Source organism: Flavivirga algicola, from assembly GCF_012910715.1.
Lineage (GTDB): Bacteria > Bacteroidota > Bacteroidia > Flavobacteriales > Flavobacteriaceae > Flavivirga > Flavivirga algicola.
Genome location: NZ_JABBHF010000004.1, coordinates 342,537 through 364,159, shown reverse-complemented (window position 1 = coordinate 364,159; position 21,623 = coordinate 342,537). Strand labels below are relative to the sequence as shown.

16 protein-coding genes and 1 pseudogene are annotated in these 21,623 nt (G+C 32.0%); 1 reads left to right on the top strand and 16 read right to left on the bottom strand.

Features of this window, described 5'->3' with window-relative positions:
• Positions 1-477: 477 nt before the first annotated feature.
• A complete protein-coding gene (locus HHX25_RS09025; RefSeq protein ID WP_169672336.1) occupies positions 478-1,836 on the top strand; it encodes an IS110 family RNA-guided transposase in 1,359 nt (452 codons plus the stop codon).
• Positions 1,837-1,981: 145 nt separating this feature from the next.
• On the opposite strand, the gene HHX25_RS09020 is transcribed toward HHX25_RS09025, so the two are convergent.
• From HHX25_RS09020 to HHX25_RS08945, 16 genes and pseudogenes are all read right to left on the bottom strand, one after another.
• Positions 1,982-4,024 carry a glycoside hydrolase family 2 protein gene (locus HHX25_RS09020; protein WP_169672334.1) on the bottom strand — a complete coding sequence of 681 codons (2,043 nt, stop codon included), beginning with the start codon at positions 4,022-4,024 and terminating at the stop codon, positions 1,982-1,984.
• A gap of 370 nt (positions 4,025-4,394) precedes the next feature.
• Positions 4,395-6,767 (bottom strand): polysaccharide biosynthesis tyrosine autokinase, encoded by a 2,373-nt coding sequence (locus tag HHX25_RS09015; RefSeq protein WP_169672332.1) that lies wholly within the window; start codon positions 6,765-6,767, stop codon positions 4,395-4,397.
• Between the two features lie 9 nt (positions 6,768-6,776).
• Positions 6,777-7,544, bottom strand: coding sequence for a polysaccharide biosynthesis/export family protein (locus HHX25_RS09010; RefSeq protein WP_169672330.1), 768 nt, complete (start codon positions 7,542-7,544; stop codon positions 6,777-6,779).
• Between the two features lie 69 nt (positions 7,545-7,613).
• The gene (locus tag HHX25_RS09005) at positions 7,614-8,825 is read right to left on the bottom strand and encodes an MraY family glycosyltransferase (RefSeq protein WP_169672328.1); all 1,212 of its coding nucleotides are present in this window, start codon (positions 8,823-8,825) and stop codon (positions 7,614-7,616) included.
• Positions 8,826-8,848: 23 nt separating this feature from the next.
• Positions 8,849-9,757, bottom strand: a complete 909-nt coding sequence (locus HHX25_RS09000) for a WecB/TagA/CpsF family glycosyltransferase (protein WP_169672327.1) — start codon at positions 9,755-9,757, stop codon at positions 8,849-8,851.
• A gap of 353 nt (positions 9,758-10,110) precedes the next feature.
• The gene (locus HHX25_RS08995) at positions 10,111-11,271 is read right to left on the bottom strand and encodes a glycosyltransferase family 4 protein (protein WP_169672325.1); all 1,161 of its coding nucleotides are present in this window, start codon (positions 11,269-11,271) and stop codon (positions 10,111-10,113) included.
• The gene (locus HHX25_RS08990; RefSeq protein WP_169672323.1) at positions 11,268-12,500 is read right to left on the bottom strand and encodes a glycosyltransferase family 4 protein; all 1,233 of its coding nucleotides are present in this window, start codon (positions 12,498-12,500) and stop codon (positions 11,268-11,270) included. Before HHX25_RS08990 ends, HHX25_RS08995 begins: the two co-directional genes overlap by 4 nt.
• The gene (locus HHX25_RS08985) at positions 12,493-13,497 is read right to left on the bottom strand and encodes a hypothetical protein (RefSeq protein WP_169672321.1); all 1,005 of its coding nucleotides are present in this window, start codon (positions 13,495-13,497) and stop codon (positions 12,493-12,495) included. The genes HHX25_RS08990 and HHX25_RS08985 overlap by 8 nt, the downstream gene beginning before the upstream one ends.
• Positions 13,484-14,743, bottom strand: a complete 1,260-nt coding sequence (locus HHX25_RS08980; RefSeq protein ID WP_169672319.1) for a nucleoside/nucleotide kinase family protein — start codon at positions 14,741-14,743, stop codon at positions 13,484-13,486. Before HHX25_RS08980 ends, HHX25_RS08985 begins: the two co-directional genes overlap by 14 nt.
• Complete coding sequence (locus tag HHX25_RS21415; RefSeq protein WP_169672317.1) at positions 14,743-15,261, bottom strand: acyltransferase; 519 nt, start codon at positions 15,259-15,261, stop codon at positions 14,743-14,745. Before HHX25_RS21415 ends, HHX25_RS08980 begins: the two co-directional genes overlap by 1 nt.
• A gap of 1 nt (position 15,262) precedes the next feature.
• Complete coding sequence (locus tag HHX25_RS08970; protein ID WP_169672315.1) at positions 15,263-16,375, bottom strand: glycosyltransferase family 4 protein; 1,113 nt, start codon at positions 16,373-16,375, stop codon at positions 15,263-15,265.
• A gap of 3 nt (positions 16,376-16,378) precedes the next feature.
• Entirely contained in the window at positions 16,379-17,464 is a 1,086-nt protein-coding gene (locus tag HHX25_RS08965; protein ID WP_169672313.1) for a glycosyltransferase family 4 protein, read from the bottom strand.
• Positions 17,464-18,726: a hypothetical protein gene (locus HHX25_RS08960; protein WP_169672311.1), complete on the bottom strand. Its 1,263-nt coding sequence runs from the start codon at positions 18,724-18,726 to the stop codon at positions 17,464-17,466. Before HHX25_RS08960 ends, HHX25_RS08965 begins: the two co-directional genes overlap by 1 nt.
• Positions 18,717-20,009, bottom strand: a complete 1,293-nt coding sequence (locus HHX25_RS08955) for an MATE family efflux transporter (protein ID WP_169672309.1) — start codon at positions 20,007-20,009, stop codon at positions 18,717-18,719. Before HHX25_RS08955 ends, HHX25_RS08960 begins: the two co-directional genes overlap by 10 nt.
• Positions 20,010-20,252: 243 nt before the next feature.
• Positions 20,253-20,516: pseudogene (locus HHX25_RS21410) on the bottom strand (GDP-mannose 4,6-dehydratase); the annotation flags it as partial.
• A gap of 9 nt (positions 20,517-20,525) precedes the next feature.
• On the bottom strand, positions 20,526-21,224 hold the full coding sequence (locus tag HHX25_RS08945) for a hypothetical protein (protein ID WP_169672305.1): 699 nt from the start codon (positions 21,222-21,224) through the stop codon (positions 20,526-20,528).
• Positions 21,225-21,623: the final 399 nt, after the last annotated feature.

Sequence of the window (21,623 nt, the reverse complement as noted above, 5' to 3'; positions counted from 1 at the left end):
ATTCAAAATGTCATTGCTATTATAATTCTAGGTGAGAGACTATACAGATATGTATCTGTAAGTTATAAATTTATAAAAATAATTTGGTTCTAGAAAATAACTTAAAGGAATTGAAGTTTGTAGTATCTATAATTTTCAAGGCAGGTTTACGAGTGTTTATCGCAAACAAGACCTGTTTAATGTTTACTTAATAAAGCGACCTATACTTTAGAAAAACGACCGTTGGAAACAATCCCTCATAGACCTCAAAAAACTTCAGTACGTCGGCTAACGTAAATTTTGTAATTTTCTGCTTATTAACTTTAGCTCTTTGCAAGGCCGTTTTTCAAAGTGTTGCTGTTCTATGCAAGCACGAGCGCAATCCTGGTTAGAATGTTTGCCATCAGTACATTGGCGACCACACTTTAGCGTGGATCCCGTTCAGAATAATTTCTTTGCCTAAAGCACATTCTCTTAGAGCTTTTTAAATCTAATGATATGGAAGAACAAATTAGTTTAGAGGTAGTCAATAAAAATGCTGCTGGTATTGATATTGGCAGTAGAAGTCACTGGGTAGCTGTAGGCCAGAGTGATGATTTGATTCGAGAATTTGGTGTCTACAATGAAGACCTTTATGAATTGGCCGATTGGCTTGCACAGCATAATATTGCCACTGTCTCCATGGAAAGCACAGGTAATTATTGGCAAAACTTGCACGCTGTTCTGATCTCTAAAGGTTTTGATGTCACCCTTTGTAATGGAAAGTTCACCAAGAACATTAAAGGAAAGAAAACAGATGTGAAAGACTGCCAATGGATACAAAAACTGCATAGTCTAGGATTGCTGTCTGGAAGCTTTTTACCCGATGGGGACACCGAGATTCTAAGAACATTTACACGACACAGGCACAATCTCATTAAGCAAGCCGCCTCTGCCACCAAAAAGATGCAAAAGTATCTTAGACTGATGAACATTCGCCTTGATGTTGTGGTCAAAGATGTGGTAGGGCTTACGGGACTTAAAATCATAAGGCCCATTGCCCTGGGAGAAATAGACCCTCAAAAATTAGCAAGCCTCAGACATTACAATTGCAAAAAAAGTGAAGAAGAAATTGCCAAGGCACTACATAGCAACGGACGTAAAGACTTCCTATATGCCCTCAAAGACGAGCTGGACACATACGAGTTCATACAAAAGAAAATCAGGGAATGTGACGACCAAATTGCTGAGAAACTAGACGATATCATTGGTAAAGACCCTGAAAAGCAAAAACACCATATCGATAAAAAAACCTATAAGCGCATCAATAAAAACACACCAAAAGACATCGATATCAATTTAAAGTCATATCAAATGTTAAAGGGCACAGACCTGCTTGCCATAGAAGGTATGAGTTACAATACAGTGCTTGCCATTATGAGTGAAGTCGGCTATGACGGTATCAAAAAATTTAAGACCGCAAAGCACTTTACATCATGGTTAAGACTTGCGCCAAACAATAAAGTCAGCGGTGGCAAAGTACTATCCAGTAAAATAGGAAAAGGAAGCAGTAGGCTCAAAATAGCCTTAAGGAATGCAGCCAATGCCATAGGTAATTTAAAAGATAGCACACCCCTCAGAGATTTTTTCCACAGGATCAATTTTAGAAAAGGACGGGTATCAGCAATAACAGCTACAGCTAGAAAACTAGCTGTTATCATTTGGAATATGGTTACAAAAGGAACAGTATACCAAAACCCTGAAGGCTATCTTTACCTTGACCAAAAAAGAAAACTAGGAATCGTAAAAAGAATTAGAAAACAAATTGATAAATTTGGACTGACTGATGATGATTTGCAAATAACTGTAAATCAGTGATATAATTTTACGTTAGTCAGAATTTATAAACATACAATGGCCTTCATAGTCCTACACAATAACCTGTTTTAGCAAAACTTAACTTAAAAGCTTATTTTTAAATCAATCTTTTCAATACAGTCCTTAAGGTGTTAAAGAACATTTTCTATTTTTGGACCGTCCAAATAACGCCGTCTTTCAATGCCTTGCCTTTTGAAAAAACGGCAATAATATTTTTCCCTTCAGATAATTCGACATTTTCAAACTTCATGATATTTACATCAGATTTCTGATTTTGGACAGCTACTTGTTTACCGTTAACATGTAACTCAATAGCTTCATTCAGATTTGTATAAACCTTTATTGTAGTCTGCAATTTTCTGTTTGCGTTTCTTCTTTCGGCTATGTACAGGACTGGTTCTTCAGACCAGTTTGCTTTGTAAAAATAAAAAGCATCTTTTTTAGTCTCTCTATCGAAAGTTACCAATCCCTTATGGTTTAGGGACGAGATCCCACCTCGATTCCATCCTGCTACCGAAAAATCAAACATATTCCAAATAAAAGAACCCCATACGTAAGGACGATCTTTTAAAATTTTCCATGTTAGCTCATGATAGTACGACTGCTCTTGTTCTGGAAAAAAATTACCATTAGGTTTTTCTAATTTTGATCTATCCTGATGGTAAATATTCCCCCCAATACCGTACTCGCTTATACCAATTTTTCTATCTGGATATTTTGTATGAAACTTGTCAAGCCACGTCGCCATATCTTCATACTTTCCATAGTACCATCCGAAATATTTATTCCAGGCCTGTAAATCTGAAATATTACCCATATTCGATGTCATACCCCTATCGCTAGCCGAAGTCGTTATTCGCGTTTTATCCAACTCATGCGCCAATGCATTTAATTCTTTGGTAAGAATAACACATGGTTCGTCTGGGCTATTGTATGCTCTTACTTCATTCCATAAACCCCAGACAAAAATGCTTGGATGGTTATAGTTTTGTGTAATTAACTCCGTAAGTTGTTGTTTGGCATTTTTACCTTCTCGTCCACTATAATCATGTACAAAAGGGATTTCTGCCCAGGTAAGAATCCCTTTTTTATCCGACAAATCGTATGTTGTATTAGAATGTTGATAATGTGAAAGACGTAAAGCCGTGGCCCCAATTTCATCAATCAATTCCATGTCTTTAATAAGGTTTTCATCAGAAACTGCTGGACCGAACTGTTTCCATTCCTGATGCTTACAAACACCATATAGACGGTAGGGTTCGTTATTTAAAATAAAACCTTTATTGGCATCTACGGAATAGGTCCTAATACCAAAGGTTTGAACTACTTTATCAACAAAATCTCCGTTAACAAGTTCGGCTTCTACTGTATAGAGATGGGGGTTTTTACGTCCGTTCCAAAGCACTGGTTTTTTAATTTCAAAAGTAGAGCTAACCATGTGATTCGGCTCAGATTGGTCTAGTGATTCTACAAATGACAATACCTTTTTACCTTTCGCGTCTTTGATGGTATATTTGAGCTGGGCCTTCTTTTGGTCTGAAGTATTTGAAACATGTGTGCGGATTTCAAGCTTGGCCGTTTTTTTATCAAGCCCTTTTAACTCCACAAACACTCCTGAGGAAGCTTGGTGTTGCGGAGATATATTATATTTTGGCGTACTAAAAATAGTCACGGGACGATAAATGCCTCCATAATGGTTGAATAAATTATCATCTACAGGTATTCTCTTAAAATTTGGAGAATTGTTAACCTTAACAGCAATTAGATTTTTCTGACCATGCTTAACAAGATCGGTAATCTCGAAACAAAATGCCGAATATCCTCCAACATGTTTCCCGATTCTTTTTTCATTTACAAATACCTGCGCTTCTTGTCCAACGCCTTCAAACCTAATGAAGATTCGTTCTTGAGCCATTGAAGCAGGTACTTCTACTAAAGTTCGATACCAAGCATCCCCTTTGTAATAACCAATATCTTCTATGGCATCCATAGAATATGTATGCGGAACTTTAACTTTTTCCCAATCATTTTCCATCACAGAAAATTTCTCTGCATAATTAAGTCTTCCTTTACGGAAAGACCATTCTGTAAGATTGATGTTTTCTCTATTTTGCAAAAAAGAAACCTGTGCGACACATAGGTTTTGAACGGACATGATAACAATAAAAAAAAGAACCTTTCTAAACATATAAATTATTTTTTCAACATTGGTTTTTATTATCACACTATATTTTCAGTGCTTTAATTTTAAGCCAAATGTATCATTTTTTTTTATATCAAATTATAAGAATTACAATACATAAAAATAATACCGTTTTTGGCATTATTTTTATATGTATAGGGCTTTCAACTTGAATGAAAATAAGCTTGGAACATCTCAAAAGAATGAGGTTCCCTGACTGCCATTAGGCAGGCGCCTCGTTTTTTATTCAGAACAGCATAGCTTCTTTACCAAAGCATACATGTATCTAATTGTCAATAAATCGTATAAAACTTCCTGTTAAAATAGAAAAGCCTGTTTTGAAGATATAATATTGTATTTGATGTCGAAATTAAATCTATCTAAATATTTTCAATTTCCATCTTTTTTTAGGGCTATTATCATTGTACCCATAGTTATAGCCATAATTATAATTATAACCGTATAACCTGCTAGGTATTAGCCCATTTATTAAATAGCTTACATTGACCAATTTATTAGTCTCTATAAGCTCATTAGAATAAGACAATAATTTTTTATCTGTAAAGCGGGATCGTACCACATATAAAGTTGTATTGGCATAAGGAGCAATTAGCATGGTGTCTGTAACTAAAATGGTTGGAGCTGTATCTACAACAATATAGTCGTATTCTCTTTTCAACTTATCCAATAACTTTTCGAAACGGCTATTTGATAATAACGCCGCTGGACTTGGTGGAACATTCCCAGATAATAAGATATCTAAACGAGTGTCCTTTACCTTTAAATTAATAACTAAATCTTCATAATTAAGTGTTTCCTCATTTAAATAATTGGACAAACCTGCATCGGTCCTTGATAAATTAAAACAATGATGGATTTGTGGGTTTCTAAAATCTGCACCTATTAGCAATACTTTTTTGTTCAGTCCTAAATAAGACAATGCCAAATTAGCGGCTGTAAACGTTTTTCCTTCTCCTTTTATTGTAGAAGTAATATAAACGACTTTTCCTAAACCGTCTTGCTCAACCAAACCATGGCCTTTTAACAGGTGGTCTATATTGGTTCTCAATACTCTATAGGCTTCAGATAATATAGATCTATCATAAGTTCCTTTTATAAGCTTAATTTCTTTTGAAAAAGGGATTTCTCCTGTAATTGGTATACTGCCATTTTTAGCCAGGATATCTTCTTTTGTGTGAACTTTTGAGTCTATAAAAAATATGATATAGAAAAAAATGAAGGGTATTATTAAACCTAAACTCAATGCAACAAAATAAGTATTACTTTTTTTGGGAGAAACGGGTTTGGGTTTTGTTATGGCATAATCTACTACTTTAATAGAAGGAGATGTAATCGCCAAATTAATGGCTGCTTCTTCTCTTTTTTCTAAAAGCAATATGTATAGTGTTTCTTTAATGGTTTGTTGACGTTCTATAGATCGGAGTATTTTTTCTTTTTGAGGAATCCCAGAAAACAGACCTTTTGTCTTATTATTCACTCTACGGGCTCTCTTGAGCGCTGTTCCTGTTTGTTTTTCATAGGCTATTACCGACTTTAAAATATTGGCTTTCAGCCTAGTCAATTTAGTTTCTAAACTTTGAATAATGGGATTGTTTATCCCTGCATTATGAATGACTTTATTGCGATAATTTGCCTCAACATTATAATCGTTAATCAATCCATTTATTCCAGCATTTTCGAGTCCTATGTTTGCTGGCAACAAACCAAATGTTTCTTGATCATTTAAGGTTTCTTTTAAAAGGGTGGCAATTTCCAACTGGGTTTCCAAGCGCAATACTTCATTAAAAGTATTGGTTTTATTCACGATAGTATATTCTGTGTCTAATCTTATATCGCTTAAACTGTTTTTTTGTTTAAAGCCTCTTTTACCGTTTTCAATAGAGTCTAATTCTTTGGTTAGGTAAGCAAAACGATCATCTACAAAATCAATTGTTCTTTGAGAAACCAGTTGCCTATCTAGAATGCCATCTAAATTAAATTGATTGATGACCTCATTTATAATCATTTCAGATTTTAAATTGGAATCTCCAATAATAGATAAGGATAAAATATCGCTGTTTTTACCTATTTGTGATACCTTAAGACTGGAAGACAGCCATATAGTCGCTTTCCTTATTGAACTAAATTTCACAGTATAAGTTTTGCCTAAATGCCTTTTAATTAATGACGGCGAAACACTTTTTATCAAAAAAGGCAAATCCCGATATGCACTATCAATATCATGTTCATTAAGCTGCCATGCTTTCGTTTCAGACTCTAAAATATTGTATCCATCTGAAACTATTTGTATGGTGTAATTTTTATTTTCTGGTAACTTATTTATAGAATCTATCGCAAATACCTTAAATGGTGTATTCCAGAGTTCTTTACTTTTAATGTTACCTTCTTCAAAATAGGTGACATTTAAATTCAAGCTTTTAGTCACTCTTTCTAGCAAGAGATGTGATTTAATAACTTCTATCTCGTTCTCCAGATTAACTTTAGAACTCTCGAACAAGGAGGAGATATCTCCAGGTAATTCTATCGCTTTAGAAGAATCGTCTAAAATTTTAACCTTGCCAACGGTTTCATAGTTAACCGTAGCATATTTTAGGTAGAAAAAAGCAATCAAAAGAAACAGGAAAATCGTAACAACAAACCATAACCAATTACGGGCATATTTCTTAAACTCTTCTTTAATATTGAAGGTATCTTTGTCGTTAGATAAGTAATAAGGTGTCTTTGCCATGCTTATAAATCATCTTGTTAATATCACTACGGTACTTAACAAAATTGAAGCTATTGTTAGAACTGTCCCTATATTTCCAATATACCCCGAGCTTTTAATTTTTGTGTTATTGGGGTTTACCACTATAACATCGTTTTGCTTAACAAAATAAAAGGGACTATCAAACCAATCGGTTTTAGTTAAATCAATATGCTTAATAAATTGAGTTCCATCAATATCCCTAATAACCAGAATATCTTTTCTATCGCCATTAATTTTTAAATCTCCGGCATAGCCTATGGCCTGCAATAAAGTCACATTTTGTTCTGTAATAGTATACGTTCCTGGGGTTATGACTTCACCTAAAATGGTTATTTTCGAATTTAAAATCCGCACACTAACAATAGCGCCTTTCAAATAATTACCAGATTCCAAAATGGATTTTATATGAGATTCCAGTTCAGTCGTCGATTTTCCTATAGCCTTTACAGAACCTATAATTGGCAAAACAATAAACCCTTCTTTGGACACTAGACTTCCTTGTAATTTTAACGTTTCAATAAAACTGGAGTTTGTCGATAAACTATTATCAAAATTATAAGGAATAGCCGTTTCTGGATAAAGCGAACTTATCTTAATTGTTAGGATGTCATTAACCTGTATCTTATTGTGAGCATAATTTATTTTTCTCCCTTCCTTTGTATCTATATCTTGAAGATAGAGTATATTTTTTTTAGAAGCACAGGAAGTGAATAGCAGACAAATAAAAGCAAGTAATATCGCTGATAAATTTGTCACTTTCAGTTTTAACATATTTGGTTGGATCAATTAATTAGTTATAAAGATATTAAAATAGTGTGTATTTTACTACGTGCTGAAATAAATTATTATTGAAATAAAAATGTTTAATACTGAATTGTATATTTTTTGAAACTGAAAAGCATACCTAGGCCTTTTATTTATAGATTGTGACTTATTACCTTTTTTACCCTTATTAGTTTGACGTATTTTTAAAAATAAATACGGTAAGACAGAAAAAAAACCACTAACTACTATTAGTGAGAAAATAGATCCATGTAAACCTATACCATCAAACCCATAGGTTATTCTTGCCATTATAAAAATAAAAGTCGAGGCAATTAATGAAATCTCCCAATGTTTAAAACCCAATGCTAAAAGATTATGGTGAATATGACTTTTATCTGCAGAAAAAGGACTTTTTCCATTTATTAATCTAATAATAAAAACCCTTAGTGTATCCATTAATGGAAAACTAAATATGGCTATTACCAATGCCGGGGGATTAGAAATTGCCGAAAACAATTCAACATTATGAGTTACCCGTAAAAAACTAACACCTTGATAAGCCAATAAAAAACCTATAATCATCGAGCCCGTATCACCCATAAATAATTTTTTAGCTTTAGAAAAATTAAACATTAAGAATGTTATCAAGGCCCCTATCAAACTAAGAGAAATAAAAAGCATAGAATCGTTTCCGTTATAGTAGAAAAAGATTCCGAAAAGCATACTAATTGTAATCCCAACGCATCCAGCCAATCCATCGACGCCATCAATCAAGTTATATGCATTGATTAACAAAATAAATACAAACAATGTAAAAATGACAGAGATAAAATACGGTAGCACATCGATTCCAAAAACTCCAAAAAAAGTGTGTATTCTTATATCTGAAATTAAAATAATACAAAGCGAAGCAATTATTTGACCAATTAATTTTTTTATTGGTGAAATTTCAATCAAGTCATCTTTTAACCCTGTAAAGAAAAGCAAGGTCACAGCTCCTATAAGGCACAGTAAATTATTATAGGACAGTATGCTTCCTACAAAAGTAAGCGCACTGATAACTCCCATAAAGATTCCTACTCCTCCTAAGTTTGGAGTTTTAATAGCATGAGAACTTCTGCTTTTAGGTTCTTGCATAAGCCCCTTTAATTTCGAAACTTTAATGATGACAGGATATGTACTATATGATACAAACGCCGATAAGCATAAAGCAATAAGCATCCATAATATGTGATTCTCTGAGGCTAATAAATCATCTATATAAACTTGCATAAATAAGTAGGTTTTAATTATTGTTAGTTTAAGTTTAATTTGGCTTTGCTTAAGCTAAAAAGGAATAGAGGTGTAGAAATAAAATTTCGCCTCCATAATCGTTTGGGTTCTTTAATCAATCTGGGAAGCCATTCTAATCCTAAATTAATCCAAAATGGGCTAGATCGTTTTACTGTACCTGCATAAAAATCAAAAACGGCTCCTATAGAAACTACAACTGTAGGATTTAATTCTTTTTTATTTGTTTCTACCCATTTTTCTTGTTTTGGAGCAGTCATCCCTACAAATAATATATCTGGGTTAAATTCATTAACCCTGTCAATCATGCGTTTAGTATCTTCCCCAGAAAACTCGGGTTTGTAAGGAGGCGAGTAACTAGACACCTGAATATTGGGGTATTCATTTTTTAATTTTTTGGTTATTAACCCTAACGTTTTTTCCGAAGCTCCTAAATAGAAGACTTTCTTGTTGTTTATATCAGCATGCTTCAATAAATGCGCATGAATATCGGCACCAGCGATTTTTTTTATCTTTTTTTTAAATAAAATTTTGGATGCCAAAACAATCCCTGAACCATCAGGCAATAAAACATCACTATTCATTAATGCTTTCTGGAACAGTGGGTCTTTTTTTGAAACACAATATGAATGTGGATTAATAGTGCTTATAATGCATCTTTTATTAAAATCTATTTCTGATAGATTTGAAGAAAAAATATGATTCCTAATAATATTTTTTAAGTCTAAGCCTTTTATATAAGTTATACTCCATGAGTTAATATTTTTATGGTTCTTATCTACTTGTTTTCGGTATAGTTGATGACCAATAACAAACAATAAGATATCTATTACAACTGTAAGAATAAAGAAGGCTATTATAACAAATACAGCGTCACTATAAGAATAAGAATAAACTTCATAATGTAGGTGCATAATGATTAGAATTTGGGATTCAAGTCGCTAAAATACAAAAATATCCGACAAAATACACATTTTCTAAAAAAAAACTTACTTTTATGATAAGTTAATACACTTAATTAAATAATAATAAAGCTACTATATGTGTAGTAAATACATATATATAATAACAAAAAAGATTACATATAATATAAGCTAAAGTCTACTATATTTATAGGTTATTATTTTTAATTAATAGAAAAAGGCAAAATTGACACCCTCCCTTATCCAAAGAAGAGGACATCCTTTTAAAAGATTTTTTGGACAAGGAATTGGTACTAATAGTCTTTTAGTATACTAAACCTCCATATCAATGCTATAGTAACGTATTATAGAATTGATTTATAAGCTAATTCTAATGACTTATAATAAGCATCTGCACTATACTTTTTCTTCATTTTTTTAAATCCGTTATTACCTAAAAACCTAAGTTTTTTTTCATCTTCCCAAACACTTAAAATCACCTTGGCAAGATCATCAGCACTTTTGGGTTCGAATAAAAGACCATTAAAACCTGCTTCTGCTATTTCTGGATAGCCTGCCATTTTTGGAGCAATTATAGGTAGCCTAAAAGCCATCGCTTCAGGAAATACCATAGGAAAGCCTTCATAACATATGCTGGTATGCAAATACAATCTTGCTTTAGAATAGAATACTTTCATTTCATCGGCATTTAGCATACCCCGTAGGGTGACATTGTCGGGGATCCTTAACATTTTTTCATAGCCTTCCCTCATGTGACCCGCTATTTGAAAATTAATATGGGGTAAGTTTTTAGCCGTTTCTAATAAAATTGGGATTCCCTTTTCTGGACTTATTCGACCAGCAAACGCAACGTAATTACGTTCATTAAAATTATATCTTATATCGGCTACAGAATTGTTATACATATTAGGAATAACAAAACATTTTTTCTCGTCGAACCGATTAGCAATAAGCTTATTTTTCTGAAAATCGGTTAGGCACAAATAGGCATCAACATGATCTATATAGTACTTTTTAGTTCTAGCCCACATATTTCTAAAGGCATATCCTGTACTTTTAAAAACCGAGCCTTCACAATTATTGATAATACAATTAAGTTCTTTACCAAAACCTGTGCATTTTTCGCATATATTTTCATTTGTAAAGAACAGTCCATTGGGACAAAGCAATCTATAATTATGAATGGTCATCGCTATAGGAATCCCCATCTTTTTAATTTCGGGCAGAATTGCTGGCGATATAATTGGGTATAGGTTATGAATGTGAACCAAGTCTGGTTTCTCAACGTTAATTAAATTTTTAATTTCTTTTATTACTTTAGAATTGTAAAACGCTGAAAAAAAAGCGTTTATTTTACCATTTGGCATACCTTCCAATTCCTCACTACTTCTAAAATAAGTAAAAACTTGATGTCCCTTAGATTCTAAAAGATTGATTTGAGCATCAACAACAGCTTCCTCTCCACTATATTTCCCATATTTGTTATGAATAATCAATACTTTCATCTAAGCAGATTTAAATAAATGGTATTTAATTTTTCGATATTCTCCTTCCATAAAAAATCTTTAGCCCTTCTTAAAGCTCCAATGGCCAGTTTCTTTCTTAAATTTTCATCGTTATAGAGCAGTTCTATAGCCTCTTTAAAATCATTTTGAATGTGCTTTAATCCACCCATTTTAATTTTTATGCCACAACTTTCGTTAACAACATAGGCAAAACCACAATGGTCTAAACAAATTATTGGTAAGCCTAATGAAATACCTTCAAGCGTAATTGTCGACGTTAAATCTTTTAAGCTGGTAATACACAATACATGACCGCTTTCCATAATATTTAAGGCATTATCTTTGGGGATCCATCCATGCCACTTACAATTTGAAGATATATTTAATTTATTAGCTAAGGACTTCCATGAATTGGTTTCCTTACCTACACCTAGAATATCTAATTGCCAGTTAATATGACTATCAAGAAGCGCTAAGCTTTTTAATAGAATATTTAAAGCTTTCCCTGAAGTGTGTTGCCCTGACCAAATTATTTTTAAAGGGGCTTCTTTTTCTCTATCATTCACTTGGATATTTAAACTGTCGTCTGTTCCTATTTCGGTTATAATTTCCGATGGTGCATTCCATAATCTTAATATATCTTTTTGAATATCTGGAGTTGCAGCGATTAATGCCGATGGTTGTTTTTTTGCCGCTAGACGGGGGCGACTTAAAAAATGTTTTTGAATGGTATTTACTATATTTCGTCCGCCATAAAACAATTTCCCATAAAAATTAAACACAGAAAACAAATGCCACGGCACATCTTGTGTCCCTCCTATTGGTCCCCAAACAAATGGCTTATTTATTTTCCAGAGGTAGCCTGGCTCTCTATAGCCAACCATATTTAACTGATGGATAAGATCAAAATCCTCTTTTTCGTCCAATTGTTGCACTAGGCGATATGCTTGTTTTTGCCAACCCTTATAAAACCAATAATAGGATGGCGGCCATATTTTGCGTAGTGTTCGATTTCTTTTTTTCTTAATAAAATAAAAATGGATGTTGGTTATTCTTTCTGCTTCAATAAACTGCTTGATCTCTTTTTCCCATTTTTCCTTTTCTGTAATAACATGTATATCGTGATGTTTGCTTAGTCCTAAAACAAAACGCCAACCCATACCAGGTTCAGAGCCCCTATACGGACTACAGGCATAGCATGACACTAATATTTTAAATCGTTTATTCACAAATATGGTTTAACACGTTCTCTTGAAATTGATAGGGTTCTTCTGCTTTCATTAACCTAATTATCTCTTTTACAAGAAACAAAGACACTATATATGAAACCTCTGGAATTTTCAACTTATTAAAAATATAACCTGAAAGCTCTTCAGGTTTTTTCTTTTTAAGTAGCCGCCCTACCTGGAAGTGGTATTTTATTAAATCGAAATATTCTATGCCGTTTTCGACAAAAAATTCAAAATCAAATGGTACTAAACCTTCATCTGTTTTTACGATATTCCAAGGTGCAAAATCACCATGCTCAAAAACTTCATAATAATATACCGTAGAACCTCTTACAATACTATCCATCTTTAACTTATATGATTTTAACCCTAATGCCTTAAGCTCTTTATACAGCTCCTTTACCCTTGGATGCTCTATAAGTTTAAACTTCTTCTCTTTTTTAAATCGTGATACTAAACTTACTACAGCCTCATCTGTTAAACTTTCAATCTGCCCCTTTAATTCTGACATAATAAAATAAGGTATATTATTATACTGATCTACTACAACACAGGGTTTGACTATTTTTTTTTCTGAAAGCAATCGAATCGCATTTTTTTCAATCTCGATGTTAGCTTGACCAATTGTATTTAATGGGAATTTTAAATAACCACATATCTGATTACCCGATTGTAATTGTAAAACGACTTTGTCCTTAACCGTAGCATGGTATATAGATACTGTGAGTCTGGTTTGTAATTTATTTTCCAGATAATTGATAAAATCGGATTTTTCAAGTGGTTTAACCTTTATTAAATTAAGCATCAAACCATTGAAGCTTACAAATAGAAAACGACTTATTTTTTTTAAAACTTTGGCTTTAAAGGAAAAGGGATTGTATAATTTGTGTGCATTTCGAGCTATTTCAGCATTACTAACAGCTAAAATCACTTTTGGATTTTTTGTACTCGGCAAGTACACATATCTATCTTCTGAAAAAAAACTAATATCTCTCATACATTTTTTTCATTAGAATCTTATACACTTTATTTACAATTTCATGAGGCGGTTTATTTGCATTTATATGATGGTATTGTTTCCCATCGACCAATGCCTTGTAATTTTCAATTTGGATTTGAAGTTCTTCACGTTCTACTTCTTGTTTTCTACCATAAATAGTATCGGCATCTGCTGTAAGAATAAAATAGAGTTTTGGTTTAGGAATGAAAATCCGTATAAGTTTTGCAATACTTTTATAGCCTCCATATCTATAACGCTTATGGTCTACAATTAAATCATCGTAGTATCTGTCAAATATCACCAAAGTTGACTTGACCTTTGCAGGCCATATGTTTTTCACCCAGCCTAAATTATATTGAAATATAAAGAACAACAGCTTAACATAAGATTTTAATTTAGAATATGGTGCATATTTGTGAGGGTCAGCAGTTGCCAAACTTGCACTATTACGATCGGTAATTATAGGTTTCAAATGAAAATAAGCTGTCTTCCTAAAAGGTAATGTCTTATTTTTTAAACCATTGATTATTGTTGATTTTCCAGAGCCGTCTGGTCCTAAAAAAGAAATGGCAACCCCTGTTGGTTTTACGATTCGTTTAAGAATTCTAATTTGGTTTCTAATTTTATCATCATAAGATAATTTAGTATTAACCTTGATATTTTTTTTAAGGGTTTCTATACTTTCCAATAATAGGTCTTTATTATTTGTTTCAAACGCTTCAACAACTACAGATGACCAATTTTTAAAGCATGTCTTAACAACTCTTTCACAAGGTATTGTTTCTTTTAAAAAAAGGGCCCTCAAATAATTAAAAGACACTTCTGTGATTTCATTTTTGTCTATTTTTTTCAACAAATAATGAAGAAATTCTTGGTGTGTTACCAGTGTACTGACGTTTTTATAGGACAAACAGTTTTTGAAAATTTCAGTTTCTGTAAAATATACTGTTTGTTTCCTATGAAGTTTTCCGTAGGTGTCTAAATTTAATAACTCGGTGGTTTTTGGATTAAAAATAAAAATGTTTTTTGCATACACTTCTTGATGATATATCTGAACTATTTTAAAACCTTCTAACTCACAAAAATCCTTTAAGACAGTTTCTATTTTAAGGAAATCTTGTTTTTTAAATAGAATATCAATATCCCCAATATCCGATGTTTCTTCAAATAATGCCTTATAACCGCTGATAATGGCATAATCTAAAGATTTATAATGTAAATATTTTAAGAGTTCATGAATCATTATGCGTTCCTCATCTTAATCACTTTGGCAGGCACCCCACCTATTATACAAAAATCTGGAAACGATTTTGTTACTACAGCACCAGACGCAATAATACAATGGTTTCCAATTTCTACACCTGGCATGATAATGGCCCTTGTGCCAATCCAAACATCATTTCCTATTTTTACTGGTTCTTCTTTTGCTGCCCCTTGTTGGTTTATAGGGATGTCAATTCTATCAAAGGCATGTGCCGTGGCCATAATTACAATGTCGGGCCCCATTAATATGTCATCACCTAAAATGATTTCACCTCCTAACTTCGCATTTTGCCCTAACTGTGTTCTATTTCCAATGGTTAAGCGTTCCCCATTTCCAAAATAGCAATGATCTTTTACAAAAACACTTTCGCCACATTTTTTTACAATTCGTTTTACTAAAAAACGCCTAATGCCATAAAACAGCTTATAACCAGGAAAAGGCTGCATGGGCAAATGCTGGGCTATCGCGTAATACAAAAACAAGTAAATCTTTCTCATTTTAATCAATATTAGTTAGGATATTATAAAATGTTTCTGCTTTATTTTCTATGGTGTATTTTGATACCGAATTCATAGCATGAAATGACATCTCTTTTAGATGCTTTATGGTATCTTTTATAGCATCAGTGAAATTTTCTTGAGGATGTACTACAAAACCATTATTCCCATTTTTTATAAATGAAGATACTCCGGCGTTAGCCGAACATATAACAGGTAGTCCAGAAGATAGAGCCTCAACTACAACATAGCCGAATGTGTCTCTATTAGATGGAAACACAAAAATATCGGAAGCTTTATAATATTTTTTTAACTGGCTACCCACTTGGCGGTTAATCAACTTTATTCTATGTGATGCATTATAATTTTCAATTTTTGCCTCAAACTCTGCTTTTAGTTCTCCTTCTCCAATTAGGAACAATTCACAATTAGGCATTAATACAACTTCATCAATAAGTTTTTCTAAATTTTTTAGCGGAATATAATTACTAACACTAAGTAATGTAACCTTACTTTCTGAAATGCCTAATTCATTTTTAAGTTCAAATTTATTTGGTAAACTATTTATGTCTTTTTTCCATTCAATAATATCGATGGTTTGTAACGATTTTTCAATAGTACTTTTTGGGAACCGTTCTTTTAAGTAAGCTACCGTTAAATCGGATCCAGCAATAAAAGCATTTGCTTTCTTGGATATTATTTTTCGAAATGCGTTTCTAGTAGCAGAATTGCTTTTTTCGGTTTGTTTAATAGCATCTGTTAAAATTACTAGCCTACATCTAATAATCTTTTTAAAAAACGCCATATATAAACTAGGAAACCAGAAAGCAACACTAATAACGATATCCGGTTTTTCTTTTTTTACTTTAAATAAAAAACTTGGATTCAATTGTGTACGATAAGAAACTGCGAAACGCTTTAAATTGGTTTTACCACTAATTACTTCTAATTTATAATTATTGCTTGCATCAATATAATTATCGACTTTCCATTGACTATGCAGGCCTGGTTGATTCCCAAAACTAAAAACTGTTAGATCTACATGTTTCCCTAGTTCATTAAAGAATTTATGATTGACCGGGTACAATGGCGGGTGTAAAACAACAACTTTCATAGATTAGTTTTGTAAATGTTTATAAAGTTTATTGTAATTTTCAACAAACCGTTTTACCGAAAATTCTACCTCGGCATACTGTTTTGCCTTTACAGCAAAGTCTTTAGCATAATTAGGATCTTCAATATATTTTATAATCGCATTTGCCCACTCTTGTGCTTTAAATGGATGTACCAAAAGCCCCGTTTTTTTATTGATAATGAGCTCGGGCAAGGCTCCTGCATTAGCTCCTACAATTGGTTTTTCTTCCAACATAGCTTCTGCAACAGCAATTCCAAAACCTTCAATATAACAAGGGTGAGCGAAAATATCTGTCTTTTTATATAAGTCGCCAATATTTTTTTGATAGCCTAAAAGTTTAAAATTTTTGCCTAATCCCTTATCTATAATTTGCCTTTCTATATCTAATCTCTCAGGTCCATCGCCTGCTATTAAAAATTGTACATGATTATATTTTCGTTCTAAAAGAACCTCCATACAGTCTATTAAAATCTGAACGTTTTTAATTTTTGATAATCCAGAAACACATAAAACAGTGATGTTTTTTTCTGTTTTTTCAACAACTTTACTCGTAGAAACGGGCTTAACTGTGCCATTATAAATAACAATTCCCTTAGCTTTTTTAAGTTTAGGATAAACCTTCGTTTTCTCTTTCTTGACATATTCTGAGATATAAACAAACATATCTACTTTACTGTATAGCAGGTTTAAAACCTGCTTTTTATACCCTTTGGGAGACATAGATCCTACAAAAGCAATAATTAGCCTTATTTTTGGTCTTAATATTTTTAAAATACCCGCAAGTAATTCTCCAAAAAAGAATTGGGATTGAACAATTTTTATATCGTGTTTATCAATAATCTTTAGTATACTACGAATATGCTTAACGATGTTTCTATTGTTACTTGAACCTTCTAAAATATGGGCTCCAGCTTCTACAAAATCGTGCTTAAACTCTTCAGCATAAGCATTGGTCCAAACGTACAAATAACATGTATTTGAGGAGTACTTTATTAAATCCATTGTTTTTTTGGGAGTCCCCCCAAACTTATTAAACGACGGTAATATGTAAAGAATTTTTGCTGACATTAAACCTTGTTTTCTAATTCTTCTTCATTACTTGTCAATAAAAAATGAAATGCTATAATACCTGGAACTATACCATGAGCAAATGTAAAAACCGACCATGTGTAATTTATAAACACATATTGCATCAAATAAATAGACATAGCTAAGGACAAAGGGTTTTTAAACGCCTTAAAAAAACCTTGACCGTAGTATCTAAAAAATATAATAATAATTATGGTTGTTCCTATATATCCAAATTTAATAAGCAAATCTACATATCCAGAATCTATCACAGTAAATCGTTCCATAAACCTATTGGCTCCTAAAATTTTGATATCTTTCATAAAGCTAGAAGACTGGTGTATAAAGCCATACCCTAATTCTTTCTTTTTATTAATGGCCTCCCATCTAAATTCGTTATAGATATCTCTAGAACTTAAAGCATTATCTTCTCCGCTAACAATAGCTTCAACATTAGTAGCTATTCTTTCGTATAAGCCGCTAACGGCAATTAAAGTTATTGAACCCCCTAAAAAGGCAACAAAAACGAAACGACTAACGATATATTTATTGATTTGTAATTTTTTGTCATATACATATTTATAAAGAATAAATCCAACAATGGTCATTATTGTCAAACTAAGATGCGACGCTAAAATAAGTCCTAAAAACAGAATTAAAATTATTATCCTATCCCTCATACTCCTAACACCATCGAACTTTATTCTAATAGCATAAATAAATATGGCTAAGCTTATATAAGTAGGGAAAAATGTGCGAACAAATGTTTCGTTATGATATAACGGAGGCACTAACTGTAATGAAATTTTTCCAACAATGTATATACAGCTCAAGTATATTCCCAAAAGCTTAATAATTTTCAAGAGTTGTTTATTATCGATCTCATACCTATATACCACAATATATAAAAAAAGAAAGTAGAACCATGTTTCCTTGCTTGCCATAAAAGAAAGAAACAAGGACGAATTATTATCTAAAAATGGTTTAACAATTCCATATATCAACATAAGTAGTATAAAATAAACAAACCATTGGTCTTTTCGAGGCATGATATACCATTTTTTGTGAAAAAACACACTAAAAATAGCAATCAGGTTAAGGCCAAAATAACCAACTTCAACACCACCTATAACGAAGGAAGCGGGATCGATAAACCCTAAAAATTTGGTAGTGGCCAAAATATAAAACAGTAAAAAATAATTCGGGTTCTTAACTGCCAAAATTAAAGAGATGGCATAAAAAAGTATTAAAGCTATAAGCATATTATAACAGTTTTTTTACGCTTATTAGCAATCATAAAACTTAATGCTATGGCTATGGCACTTATCACTAAACTTGTTCCGTAGGCATAAATAAATCTGTAAATTAGCTCTACATGGTTAAAAACAAAAAATAGTATAATGCCCATGATCGGGACAATCAATTTTAACAAAAAGGCGTTAATCAATTGATTGTTTCCCAGAAAATACCTATAAAAGATCTCGACCAAGGCCACGCTCCCCAACGAAATTATAAGCAAAAATGTAATATTATATAAAAGATCAAGATTATCAGGGTCAAGACTTAAGAATGTTAAAAAGTAATTACCCAAAAAGTAATATGCCACATTTATTATGATGTACATTGCCAATGATAAATAGAATATTTTATACGCCACATGTATCATTTTCTTTGAATTCACTTGAATTTCCTTAGAGAAAACAGCAAACATTGGTGTTGATAACGCCAGTATAAAGCTATTGGTTAGCATAGCTATTTTAAAAGACAGATCGAATATGGCATAAAGTCCAACATCTGCAGCAAGAAGCACAAAAACATAACGCATAGTTGGCATTACCAGACTATTAATGAGCCCAATATTTAAAAAAGCAAATGACTTTTTTAAAACATATTTAATATCACTTTTAGCAACTTTTACAATACGTATCGTTGTATTGTATTTTAAATACGTAATATTAAAAATAAACATTAAAAGCGTTAGAACTAAAGGTGTCAAAACATAAACAACAATTTGCTTTGTAAAAAAGCTAAGTACAAAAATGATAACGTAAAGTAATGGTGTATAGATCGCCAAACTTAAATTAACAATGTGAATTTTATATTTGGCTTCTAAAATCGTTCTGCACAAATTATTCAACAACATCAATATTAAGAGCAAAAATCCTGTATTAATGACTATAAACCTGTTGGTCTTATCTATGTTTATATCACTTCCGAGTAAATCGACAGAGAAGATTTGCAATAAAATAAAAACAACCGACAAAACCCCAATAATAAAAAGATTAATATATAACGCAGAAGAAACTATTCTGTTTTCTGAAGTTTTATTTTCTCCACTCAGGAGTATAACAGCCTTAGACAATCCTAAATCTATTAAGGAGGAAACACCACTGAATAGTAAAGTAAGACTAATGATACCATATAATTCTAACCCTAATCTTTTTATTATTAATGGCAGTAGCAATAAAGTAACTAACGATACTGTAAGCGTCTTACTTGTGGAAACTAAAAAGTTTTTTGTTAAATACTTAGTAATATTTTTCAATAAAAATTATTTTATAGAAACTTCTTTAATATTTTCAATATTATCACAATACCAATTATAAGTATCTTGTATTCCTTCCTTTAAATCTATTTGTGTCTGCCACCCTAATTTATTTATTCCAGATACATTTAGAAGTTTTCGAGGTGTTCCATCCGGTTTCGATGTATCCCATATTATACCTCCTTGATGTCCAGCCGTTTTTTGAATTAAATTCACTAGCTCTCTAATTAGAAGATCTTTACCCGAACCAATATTGTACAAATGATCGGGCAGCTTATTTTCAACAGCAAAAATGACTGCTTTCGCCATATCGTCTGCGTGCAATATAAAATTCCTGTGTTCAATATGAGGGTCTTGGTATAAGTGATCTATCCTATCGGTATTAAATTGTGAGGATCGTCTTTTGGTACCATGAACTATGTAGTTTTCCTTTAACAGAAACTCTCTCAAATATGCACCATCTTGCCCCGTTACACCTGCTATTAAGGCTACTTTTATTTTGTCCATTATAAATATTTAATATTTCCTACTATTGTAATACCAATCTGCATGTCTTCTTTCCTTACCTAAATAAAATTGAAGTCCAACCGTAAAATTCACAAACCCACCTTGAACTTTTCTTCTATTTATGTACAATAATTCTCCACTATACGAATATTGTTGTTGTGTATTAACAACATAAGCCATATCAAAAGTCAGTGCCATATCGTCCGATAACCTAATCTGTGGCGTTAATCCAAAAATGAGATTTCCAATTCTCTCATACCGTTTCGTATTATAAGGGGTTAACCCAAATGTGAACTCCCCTCCATTTTTAAATCGCTTGATTGCTCCAGGAAAAGCATAGGTTACACCAATTCCAGCATGAAAAAGGATATTAAAATTATTATTAAACAAATCTAACCTACTGCTTAAATTATATACGGCCTCAATTCCTAACCTGTGGTATCCATTGCCTATGTTTTTATCTTTTTTATCTCTAAATCTATCATTAGCATAACGCATTTTTAAACCAAAATATTCATCAAACATATATCTTACCCCTAGGTCTACGTGATTGGGGAGCAGGTAATCAGATGTTGAAATATCATCTTTAGGGCTAATCGGTATATTAAAACCATATCCTGCTTCTATTGATAACTTATTATATTTTCTTTGGGAAAACAGTGATTTGACCAAAAAAAACAAGAAAACTAAAAGGTATATTTTTTTCAAGTAAAAATATTATTAGTTAATTTTTTACAATTTAAATATTTTTGACTTAAAATTCTCTTATTTTAAAAATAAAAAACCTACAATTTTATTTACACAAAGTCAATTAGTTATGATTTCTTATTTGATTCAGCACAATGGGCATCATGATTATGGTACTAAAAAAGTCATGGTTCATAAAACCTTAGAGGACTTTCTTCTCTTCAAAGACACAAAAATGAGTTTCTTTATGTAAGTCATACTAAATCGTGAAGTTTGACTTAAGAGATTCAAGATGAGAAATTTAGATTACTGAATTTCAACTTTAAAAGGCACGAACGATTTCCCCTTCTTTTTTCATCAATTCCTCCCCTTAAATAAACAGAATTGTAAAGTAATTTTATTCTTTAATTAAAAACTAAA

Bases quoted from the DNA above. Each gene is read 5' to 3' on its own strand.
- HHX25_RS09025 (WP_169672336.1), top strand. From the start codon at position 478: ATGGAAGAACAAATTAGTTTAGAGGTAGTCAATAAAAATGCTGCTGGT.
- HHX25_RS09020 (WP_169672334.1), bottom strand. From the start codon at position 4,024: ATGTTTAGAAAGGTTCTTTTTTTTATTGTTATCATGTCCGTTCAAAAC.
- HHX25_RS09015 (WP_169672332.1), bottom strand. From the start codon at position 6,767: ATGGCAAAGACACCTTATTACTTATCTAACGACAAAGATACCTTCAAT.
- HHX25_RS09005 (WP_169672328.1), bottom strand. From the start codon at position 8,825: ATGCAAGTTTATATAGATGATTTATTAGCCTCAGAGAATCACATATTA.
- HHX25_RS09000 (WP_169672327.1), bottom strand. From the start codon at position 9,757: ATGCACCTACATTATGAAGTTTATTCTTATTCTTATAGTGACGCTGTA.
- HHX25_RS08995 (WP_169672325.1), bottom strand. From the start codon at position 11,271: ATGAAAGTATTGATTATTCATAACAAATATGGGAAATATAGTGGAGAG.
- HHX25_RS08985 (WP_169672321.1), bottom strand. From the start codon at position 13,497: ATGAGAGATATTAGTTTTTTTTCAGAAGATAGATATGTGTACTTGCCG.
- HHX25_RS08980 (WP_169672319.1), bottom strand. From the start codon at position 14,743: ATGATTCATGAACTCTTAAAATATTTACATTATAAATCTTTAGATTAT.
- HHX25_RS21415 (WP_169672317.1), bottom strand. From the start codon at position 15,261: ATGAGAAAGATTTACTTGTTTTTGTATTACGCGATAGCCCAGCATTTG.
- HHX25_RS08970 (WP_169672315.1), bottom strand. From the start codon at position 16,375: ATGAAAGTTGTTGTTTTACACCCGCCATTGTACCCGGTCAATCATAAA.
- HHX25_RS08965 (WP_169672313.1), bottom strand. From the start codon at position 17,464: ATGTCAGCAAAAATTCTTTACATATTACCGTCGTTTAATAAGTTTGGG.
- HHX25_RS08960 (WP_169672311.1), bottom strand. From the start codon at position 18,726: ATGCTTATAGCTTTAATACTTTTTTATGCCATCTCTTTAATTTTGGCA.